Origin of the sequence: Paenibacillus sp. MMO-177 (assembly GCF_037147795.1) — a bacterium.
Lineage (GTDB): Bacteria > Bacillota > Bacilli > Paenibacillales > Paenibacillaceae > Pristimantibacillus.
The window spans coordinates 1-9,119 of record NZ_JBBCUR010000025.1; the positions used below are offsets into that span (position 1 = coordinate 1).

The window sequence follows — 9,119 nt, forward strand, 5'->3', positions numbered from 1 at the left end:
GGAAGCCTTTGATGCCTGGAACGCAAAGCCTGAAGCTGAAAGACTGAAGAAAGTTGGTTGGCGTAAGAAGGAAGAAGACACGGCAGCCCGTGATCGATTCGTGATCGATTACGTGGATGAACGATACGAACAGCGATTACGGGAGGAATACGGGCTAACTTAACACCGCGTCAGGCCACCTGTTAGGGGGGCTGGGGCGATTGGGAATCTTGGCTTCGATTATGTCAATGAAGGATAGGGGATGAGGAGCGAATGATGGACGAACAGCGAGTTCCAATTGAAGGATATGAAGGATTATATGAAATCAGCGCAACGGGGAGGGTCTTCAGTTTATCAACGAACCGATACCGTGTACGAAAGGGCGATGAATACGGATATAGGTGGGTAAAGCTGTCCAAGAAAAACTTCCGGACAAAAGAGCTATGGGAAAAGGCGTTCGGGGACGTGCGGGGATGCCAATATCGGGGGCAGGAGTAAAGCATGGTTGTTACATACGAAGCAATGATCGAGCAACGGGACCTCATTCAAAGGGCTACCGAACTGTTCGGTCAGAACATGCAAAGCCTGGCCCCGGACGGGCAGTCAATTGACCAGGTATTTTAGGCAGGCTGCTACAGAGTTCGTAGACAGCTTTTGGCGGCCAATGATGTAAGTTTTTGCGAAGGTAGACAAAATGAAAAGCCGCTCCCAGTAAGGCTTCGGAGCGGATTTAAAAATATTCCACCCTATTATATTGTTCGTACCTTGACTTTTCTTTATGGAACAGGATACCATAAGCATATAGGCGTCTACCATTTCTGTTTTTTAACAGATTTGGCACACGCCGATCATTACATATTTTGAAAGGTTGATGCTAATGAAGATGTGAAATTCAATTGCACCGCCGTACTCGTTCACTCTAGTCAAGGAGGTGAACGGGATATGGAACAGAAGGATAATCGATTAGATGCTGTAGCTCTGATCTTGATCGATAGTTTGACTAACCAGTACCTAGCGGATGCCACTCTGCTTGGGTTACCAGTTAACATCATTTTGTTGCTCTTGATTCTCGGTTACAACCGCCGTTAGTACTCATACTTAACCAATTTGCTTTCGACTATGCCACTAGTCGAAGGCTTTTTTTTTGTCGTATCTTTACTAATACCTATAACACATGATATATTGTATGACCTTAGATTACAACCAAGGCCGAAAGAAGTAAAGAAAAATTATAATAAAAGTAACAAATGATACCCCTACTGCGAAGCTCTTTTGGGCAGGATTTGGGTCATCTCAATCAGTATATACCCCAACTCGGCTAGGATTGAATCATCTCGTCGGAGAACCTCAAAGTCAATTACTTCCCAGCCATTATTCGCCCTTCAACGCAAAATCTCCTGATTTGCACTCAACGTAAAAGACAGCTTCATACGGCTAGTGATGTAACGTATTCGTATCAGACTGCCGATGAATTGAAGTGAACTGGAAATTACATAAACATCAGGGGGATAAATAGTGAAGTCAGTAGTAATTCTTCTTCTTATTTTTGTGGTAGTATTCTTGATTGTTCGGCAGTTTTGGCTGTGGTATTGGAAGGTAAACGCCATTACAGATAAGCTGGACGCCATTGAGAAGCATTTGGCTAAAATGTCGGCAGCTGTTCCAGCTCCACCAACACCAAAACCAGCAGCACCAGTGAAGAAGACACTTCCACCTACAGCACCGGTGCCCGTTACAGGCAGCAAGGAAACAACCACAGCAAGCAATATTAAGTCATAGAATGTTGAAAGGCATAAAAAAAGCCGCTCCCCGGAAGCACCGGATGGAAGTGGCTTTTACTTTTTATAGCGCGTACCGACAATCTACAGCGATACGCTCTGCGAGGGTGGTTTCTTGTAATCAAGCCGCGCTGGATCTGGCCATGAAAAGAGATGTACTATATCGGCACATCAGACTAGTTTGACCGGCACGTCGCTGACACGAGAACAGCCCTAACTTCCGATAATATCGGTATTATCAATGTTATCGGAAGTTGGAAAAATTTATTTCATTTATCCTTGCCAAAGTGACTAAGAATTCGGTATATTGTAGGCACGACAGACAAGAAGAACGTGGGTTCCCCTCCAATGAGCAGAAGGGAGGGGAGATATGGAAGACGCTATTAAGTTGATTACGCTGCTGTTCACTGGAGGCCTATTCTTAATCGCACTACTGACATACATCCACACAATCAATAAAAGCAAATAAGACTTCATCCACGACGCCTAGGAAACGTTAAAGTGGACGAAGCCTTATAAGATTAGAGCTAATCGCTCAACGAGGGAAAATCCCCCGTATTCTTGTTACATGTCTTTACATAGAAGCGAATCGGGTCTCGCACACCTGGTTCGCTTTATTTGCGCCTAAAACAGGAACATATGTTTTGTTTTAGGCGAATGGCTGTTCGACTCTTATAGCCGAAGTATAGAACTACATGTTTCCAAAGTCAACAGAAATAATTGTCGGTGTAAGTATCAGTAAACCAGATATGGCGCGGCTTCCGAGGCTCATAAATGTCCGCTAATGTACTTCAGTTCCCCGGATCTCCAATATATTTTATATGCAGTGTGTAGCCATGATGATGGGCTGGAAGGGGCCGTCCCCCGCCATGCCGGCCTTTATATCAACCGTGATCATGCACACCGTATTTATTAGCTAAAGATGGATAAGCTCCTTTCAACCAGCCGTTCCACCCCCAGTGGTTTCCACGGTGGTCACGCCATCGGTCAAGCTCTTTAGCAGCATCATGATGGCCATCAGAGATCATTCGATCAATAATTTCACGTTTGCGCTTTGGTTCATCTACTCGGTCGGGATGTTCAACGTCAAATTCAACCATAAGATCCTGAATCACTTGATCCAATGCAGAGATCTGTCCCCGAATATATTCCTTATCAGCTTCAAATTCGGGTTGTTCCAATTGATTCTTCAATACACCCCGTCGAACTCTAAACTTAGTGATCGCATCGACAATCTTATTAATACGGAAAGCTGCAGAAGCCATATTAACATCACCCTTCGTGATTGAGTACTTACGTTAACTATTGTAAGCATTTGTTAACCAACGTCAACAAAAGTTTTGGGGTTTATGTTCATCGACCGATCGGGACGCGGATTCCGTAATATATACCAAGGCTACGAATCTCAGGACCTCACCGTTGTGAATCGACCTACATCTGCACAAAATTCATATTTTGCGAGATAGTAGTTTTGCCAAGAATCTAGTAGTATCAAGGGATTTCAGCTATTCTTCTTCTATTAGGCTAGGTTCGGCAGCCGTTTATGCAGCGATTATGCAGTTTTTTGCATAAATCAGGAATAACTATCTTTACAATATGGGACATTTTGGTATAAGATGGTTCTTGTTCCGGAGCCAGTTCATTCATGGTGTGGTGGAATTGGCAGACACACTGGTTTACCAAACCAGCGGGTGCAAACCGTGCGGGTTCGAGTCCCGCCACCTCCATTTCGTAATCAAAGCGACCTTCCTAGAGGGTCGCTTTTTTGCTGTCTTCAAGGCTGTCTATAAGGGTGGATTGCGCAAACTCGGCAGTAATCGGAGCGTTCAGCTGAAAAATCTTGCTTAGGTACAGTTGGGCAAAAACGGTGAATTGACGGGGCAATTGTGACTATTGCAAGTGTAGCCGATCGGGAGGTCAGACGATATTCAACACCGCTGCCTTAATAATTTGACTACCAGCTCGTATAAGAAACATGAGAATACTGAAAGGGAGGGGTTTTGAAATGAAGAAGTTTAAGCTATTCAAGCTCGGCATCCACGTAATCGGAATCTTCAAGATTGATCTTCATATGGAGAAATAACCGTAACAGCAGGCGGGGACCGGATAAATTTGTCCGGCCCCTCCTATGGTTCTTTATATCTTTAAGACCTTAACGTTCTTCCATATTTGGCGTAGAAATCTTCTTCTTAAAGATGGTTTTGGTTTTAAAGAATGGATTTGGTTATAAGTAATGGCTATGGTTATACCCCCAAATCTGTCCCACTGCCTAACGCCTTCATTATGGCCTCCATGCTATGACCGCCGTTCAACGATTCATTGTACCGTGCTTCCTGGTCACGTTCATTCTGACAGCTGCCATTGCGTTGATCGCTGAATATTGAGAATCCTGATTCCTTATGGATCGTGTACACGTTATAGAAATGCCCTGGCTTATCTTTGACCGGATTCTTCACAACTGTAACGATCGGCTTTCCGTTCCATCGAAAGGCAAGCAGCTCCCCGATCCATCGGCTTACCGCTTTCTCGCTTTGATCCAACTTTTCAGCAAGTGTAGCCTGTGCCGGCCAGCACGTACCATCCTCTTTCATATGAACAGAAAGGGCACACAAAGCTTTCCAAGCTCCTGAACTGAGCTGCCCCATCAATCCTTTGTCGTACGCTGATCTGTGTAGCTTGGCGAATATATCTTCACTACGTGCCATTTCGTCATTACCTCCATAATTGAATTCGGTGTGTAATAACAGCGGCGGCTTATTATTCAGACATGCTGTAACTATGTTAATATCTTCCAATTGAGATATTGATCATATGAACGGTAAACGGCAAAAGACAAAAAGGGAAAGCCCGCAGATCTCATTGATCCTGCAAGCTGTCCTATCTTAGCTTGATTAGTCCATGCGTTGTAAGCCCCTTAGCGCCTTCATACGGCGTTTCCATGATTTTAGGCTTCTTTTCTACGTCCTGACTTTTCTGATGTCCCTGAAGCCTCTTACCGAAGGCGTAGTAACGTTTCGGCCTGGGCCAGAGCTTCCTCCAATTGCTACCTGATCCGCTGTCGGATGCACCTAAGCATCTTGTTGTGTTTGGTAACGTGCCGACACCTGAGCAAACAGCACACGATTGTTCATAGACGGTTGGTGGCGAACAATCCCTTTTGCGGTCTCAACGTCATCAGACGTAATCTCAGCGGTAGCGTCCGCCAGCTTTGTCTGTAACGCCCGAAGGCTGTCCACGAATTGTTGCTTATCCATTAGATACCCCCCGGAATACGTTTAACCCCATTAGGTAGCTGCCCGCGATCGATCATCATAAGATCATCGTGACTGATACGGAGGACATCGCTATTGCTGATAATTGATTTCGGCATAACGTAGTTGCCTGGATGATTAGCCTGGTTATCCTTATAGGCAACGTCAGAGAGCTGCCTATAAGCTGGCTCATATTCTGCCTCCAATTGTTTCAAGTCCAGCAGGGCATTCAGGTAAGCTTCCCGTGAAGCCGCCAAACGTTCAAGAATCGGTTGTAGCTCTTCAGAACGGACAGCCGACCTGTAATCCCCCGACCAATCGTTCACGAGGTCTCTGACGCTTATACGCCCGTCTAAGGCGGAACGCCGGTAGTCATGGACTTGGCGGCATTCATGTTCGGCGGCAGCCAATGCCTTTTCTGCTGATTCGATGCGTGCGGCAATCTTGGCTTTCTCCTTACTCCGATCCTTACCTGTAAACTCGTCACGGATCAAAGCACCTTTCTCCGCCAGCAAGTCTTTTAGGTGCGTACCTGCAGACACAACAGCTGCTTCATACTTTGCGACAACGGCATTATAGTGTGTGTCCTGGTGATCAAATTGTTCCTTCAATACCCAATTTCTCATTTTGGTGAATCCCCCTCATCGTTGTCGGTAAAGCCAAGTTCACGGCGCATGCGCTCGATGTCAGCACGGATGGCAGCTTCTGAACGATCCTCTGCCGGCGGGCCCGGACGGATGGTCATTTCTTGGTTCATCAAACCGTTAGCCCTCAACCAGACATCTACGGCTTTAATAGATTTCCCTTCCAGTGCCTGACGTGTCAGCCCTTCCATCACATCGGGGAGATGCTCGATGACCTTTTCCATGGTGCGTTGGCGAACATGCTCAGCAAACCAATAGTTTTGCCGCCAATCGTAAAGGCAGCGAAGTGAAATTCCATGCTTCTCGGCAAGCTGTTCATACGTCATCCCACCACGCCCAGGCATGGAAAGATACTCTGCAACAGCCAGCTGCGTAGCCGATAGGTCACCACGACTGTTGGATCGGATAATCTGTCTTTCTTGCATCACAAATCCCCCCTATTCATACTGTCATTCAGCAGGCTGGATATAGTCCGGCTAACGTCCACGTATGATCTAATCTTGTGCTCCACCGCTGGCGTAACCCTTTGAACATCGTTTTCTATCTGCCAAATCAAAGCTTGCGACACGCCGATGTTGGCGGCGAAAGTACTCTGGCTTTGATGCAGAACCGCTCTCAATACTCTGACTGTCGTACTGTTCACTTCATCACGTCCCTATCAATCCATATAAAAAGACCGCACCCAAAATGGGTACGGCCTAGGAGGAATTGAGCTAATGGCAGCTCATCTAATAGGGGGGGCTACGCTTGTTTATTACAAGACTTTTCTAGTAACTGGTATTGACGCGTGTTCACAGATCATCTGTAAATGCAGGCTGGGAGCGGATTTCCGCTGTTGTCCGATCATTCGTAAAATGGTAGAATTGTCCCAACAACGAAAAAGAACAACCCATTCAACTTTGGCCGGTTGAGGTTGTCCTTCTCGTATCACACACGGGCTTCGTGTGTCTATTTGGTTGAACCTATCTTATCACGGGATCAGTCTATCTAGCAACCACGAAGCCCCCAACCATTGGAGGGCTTTTTATTATGTCTAACGATACGATTAAAACTAGTAAATGGTATTTCAGTACAGCTGACGCAATATTTGACGTGGAAGGGCTCGACATTCACGACCAAACCATATACATACTGCTTTGCGCCCATGCAGACAGGGACGGCAAGTCTTTCCCTGCTTACGCCACGTTAGCCAAACGTGGACGAATGAGCGAACGCAAAGCTAAATATTGCGTTGCGAAACTAGTGGAAATGGGCCTGATCCGGAAGAAACCGCGCCAAAAGGATAATGGAGGCGACAGCTCCAACGAGTACACCATTGTAGACGCATATGATTTCCTTGCGAATATCGAGCGGAGTGCACATAGTGCACACGGGGGGATGCATGTCATGCACGGGGGGAGTGCACACAGTGCACCCAAACATAATCATTTATCATTACCATTTCTAACTGATGATGATAAACGTAACCAATCTATTGAATTCATCTACCAAAAATATAAAAAAGAAATACCAAGAGAACGGTTTGACATAGTTGTTCAACGTGTAACGACCCGGAAAGCCAGTAACTTTGAAGCCTTATTAGATACGTCAGTTCAGAGAGAAATTGCAAATATGCAAGTTGCCAGCAGCCACACAGATGTCATACAACCACGCCGTAACCGTACTACTTCCAATCGTAAGCCAAAGATTGATATTGTCAAAGATTCAGACCAAGCGCCGGCCGAAATTCCACCTGAAAAGCTAGAACAGATGCGAAAGTTGGCGAGAAAGCTTGATAAAAAGGGGTAAACTTGCTGATGAATTGGATAAAGGCAGTATCATCGCCAACAGTAACAGACTGGATACAGGCGTTGTCATCAGTCATTACACTCGGGGTGGTCGTATTTACGTATAAATTGACCCGTAGGATGTCGCATGACCCCTATCAGGCATTGTTAAAGCTTGAAGGAATCATTCATGGAACTGGCGATAATTCTAAAATCCGTATAAAAGTAAAAAATTGGGGACCCGGCATTGCAGATGATATTTGTCTACGGAACATTAGGACAAAGCTCAAAAGGGACACGATCACAGCGGATGGCTATACAACGCTAATTTCAGAACAGGACAGCATTTATATCTTTCCAGCCTATGACATCAGGTTACAGACAATATTTCAAGTGACCTGGACAACGACAAGTGGCCAAAAACGTACTAGCTATTGGAGATATGCCGAATCGAAGTTTTACCGTGTAACAGGTTCTCGTCGCATTCGATCTTACTTATTACAGCCATTGCGACCTGGACGGACACGTTTCCCCCAGGCATAACGTAGGGTTGGGAGAACTTTCCCAACCCCGTTAACAATCAGCTATTCACCATCTTGAACGTTCGGGTATTTACCGGCTTTGACGAGAATACCCTTGAGCTTATCGTACAGGTTTTTGTGGCAGCGAACTGAACCTTCGTGATTGTTTACGGTAGTATGAATCCCCTTATCATTCTTTGTTGACGGTGTGGTCATATGAATATGATCATCCGTTTCGTTGTACCACACGTCCATCGTTACCCGTACATACTTTGGTTCCTTCTCCGCTTTAGTAGTTTGCACTCGTATCAGCCTCCTTTAAGTTCTTAAGGTAATCATACAACAGGACAGTTTGTCTATGTAGCTAGGGGTTGGGACAGGCTCTGTTCTGATCGGGTTTCTGACCTACCTACCCCAAATAACTTATAACGCAGATGACAGACATTATCGTTCACGGTGACCGATAACGTGGGGGAATTGCCGGGGTAATAGCAGGAAAACCCATGATACGACTAGAATCAGTCATGATTGATGAACGGTGGGGAGCGTGGTGAACGATGGTTTGGTTGACGGTTACAGAGCTGTCAGGAAAGCTGAATATTCCTGATGCAACGGTACGCCGGTATGTACGGCAGCACGGCCACCGATTGCAAATACGCAAACAGGGTAAGGCGTATCAGGTGGCAGAGAATTCTTTATCGGTGCTAACCAAAATCCGTGAGCTGTATTCCATCACTGGGATGACGGTTGAACGTGTTGAAGAAGCGTTATCGGCCGCACATGTTCCTCTTGTGATGACAGCTGAAACTGTGACTGATCATGGTGATCAACTGATGATCAATGTCCCGGAAACCTTGCTACAGTTGGAAAAGATCGTGAACGATCGTATGAACGAAATGGACGAACAGATGCGCGATATAGGGGAAACGCTTCAGTTCATTGGACAGTTGCTTCAGGGGCAAAAGGAAGCGGCAGCTTCGGCACCGGCTTTGCCTGATCCTGAACAGCAACGCCGTGATCGCGTGAACGAACGGATGACTGAACGGAGAATAGAACGACAGCTTCGAAAGGAAGCCTTTGATGCCTGGAACGCAAAGCCTGAAGCTGAAAGACTGAAGAAAGTTGGTTGGCGTAAGAAGGAAGAAGACACGGCAGCCCGTGATCGATTCGTGATCGATTA

Annotated in this window: 12 protein-coding genes and 1 tRNA gene; 7 read left to right on the forward strand and 6 right to left on the reverse strand. The window is 45.9% G+C overall.

What is annotated here, in order from left to right; translation table 11 throughout:
* Positions 1 to 255: 255 nt before the first annotated feature.
* The 4 genes from WFK81_RS31035 (at position 256) to WFK81_RS30620 (ending at position 1,758) form a co-directional block, all read left to right on the forward strand.
* On the forward strand, positions 256 to 477 hold the full coding sequence (locus WFK81_RS31035; protein ID WP_442956113.1) for an NUMOD4 domain-containing protein: 222 nt from the start codon (positions 256 to 258) through the stop codon (positions 475 to 477).
* A gap of 3 nt (positions 478 to 480) precedes the next feature.
* Positions 481 to 603 carry a hypothetical protein gene (locus WFK81_RS30610; RefSeq protein ID WP_336791163.1) on the forward strand — a complete coding sequence of 41 codons (123 nt, stop codon included), beginning with the start codon at positions 481 to 483 and terminating at the stop codon, positions 601 to 603.
* 318 nt (positions 604 to 921) lie between these two features.
* The gene (locus tag WFK81_RS30615) at positions 922 to 1,068 is read left to right on the forward strand and encodes a hypothetical protein (protein WP_336791165.1); all 147 of its coding nucleotides are present in this window, start codon (positions 922 to 924) and stop codon (positions 1,066 to 1,068) included.
* 426 nt (positions 1,069 to 1,494) lie between these two features.
* Entirely contained in the window at positions 1,495 to 1,758 is a 264-nt protein-coding gene (locus WFK81_RS30620) for a hypothetical protein (RefSeq protein ID WP_336791167.1), read from the forward strand.
* Between the two features lie 883 nt (positions 1,759 to 2,641).
* Here WFK81_RS30620 and WFK81_RS30630 read toward each other — a convergent pair.
* The gene (locus WFK81_RS30630; protein ID WP_336791171.1) at positions 2,642 to 3,022 is read right to left on the reverse strand and encodes a hypothetical protein; all 381 of its coding nucleotides are present in this window, start codon (positions 3,020 to 3,022) and stop codon (positions 2,642 to 2,644) included.
* Between the two features lie 382 nt (positions 3,023 to 3,404).
* Here WFK81_RS30630 and WFK81_RS30635 point away from each other — a divergent pair.
* Positions 3,405 to 3,484 (forward strand) — tRNA-Gly (locus tag WFK81_RS30635).
* A 516-nt stretch (positions 3,485 to 4,000) separates the two neighbouring features.
* On the opposite strand, the gene WFK81_RS30640 is transcribed toward WFK81_RS30635, so the two are convergent.
* The 4 genes from WFK81_RS30640 to WFK81_RS30655 form a co-directional block, all read right to left on the reverse strand.
* A complete protein-coding gene (locus WFK81_RS30640) occupies positions 4,001 to 4,462 on the reverse strand; it encodes a helix-turn-helix domain-containing protein (RefSeq protein ID WP_336791173.1) in 462 nt (153 codons plus the stop codon).
* A gap of 363 nt (positions 4,463 to 4,825) precedes the next feature.
* Positions 4,826 to 5,011: a hypothetical protein gene (locus WFK81_RS30645; RefSeq protein WP_336791175.1), complete on the reverse strand. Its 186-nt coding sequence runs from the start codon at positions 5,009 to 5,011 to the stop codon at positions 4,826 to 4,828.
* Positions 5,011 to 5,634, reverse strand: coding sequence for a hypothetical protein (locus WFK81_RS30650; protein ID WP_336791177.1), 624 nt, complete (start codon positions 5,632 to 5,634; stop codon positions 5,011 to 5,013). The genes WFK81_RS30645 and WFK81_RS30650 overlap by 1 nt, the downstream gene beginning before the upstream one ends.
* On the reverse strand, positions 5,631 to 6,077 hold the full coding sequence (locus WFK81_RS30655) for a phBC6A51 family helix-turn-helix protein (protein ID WP_336791179.1): 447 nt from the start codon (positions 6,075 to 6,077) through the stop codon (positions 5,631 to 5,633). The genes WFK81_RS30650 and WFK81_RS30655 overlap by 4 nt, the downstream gene beginning before the upstream one ends.
* 604 nt (positions 6,078 to 6,681) lie before the next feature.
* Here WFK81_RS30655 and WFK81_RS30660 point away from each other — a divergent pair.
* Positions 6,682 to 7,440, forward strand: coding sequence for a helix-turn-helix domain-containing protein (locus WFK81_RS30660; RefSeq protein ID WP_336791181.1), 759 nt, complete (start codon positions 6,682 to 6,684; stop codon positions 7,438 to 7,440).
* Positions 7,441 to 8,002: 562 nt separating this feature from the next.
* Here the strand turns inward: WFK81_RS30660 and WFK81_RS30665 are convergent.
* Positions 8,003 to 8,242, reverse strand: coding sequence for a hypothetical protein (locus WFK81_RS30665; protein ID WP_336791183.1), 240 nt, complete (start codon positions 8,240 to 8,242; stop codon positions 8,003 to 8,005).
* Positions 8,243 to 8,496: 254 nt separating this feature from the next.
* Here WFK81_RS30665 and WFK81_RS30670 point away from each other — a divergent pair.
* Positions 8,497 to 9,119, forward strand: a 623-nt coding sequence (locus WFK81_RS30670) for a MerR family transcriptional regulator (protein ID WP_336791184.1), incomplete at its 3' end; no start/stop codon positions are given.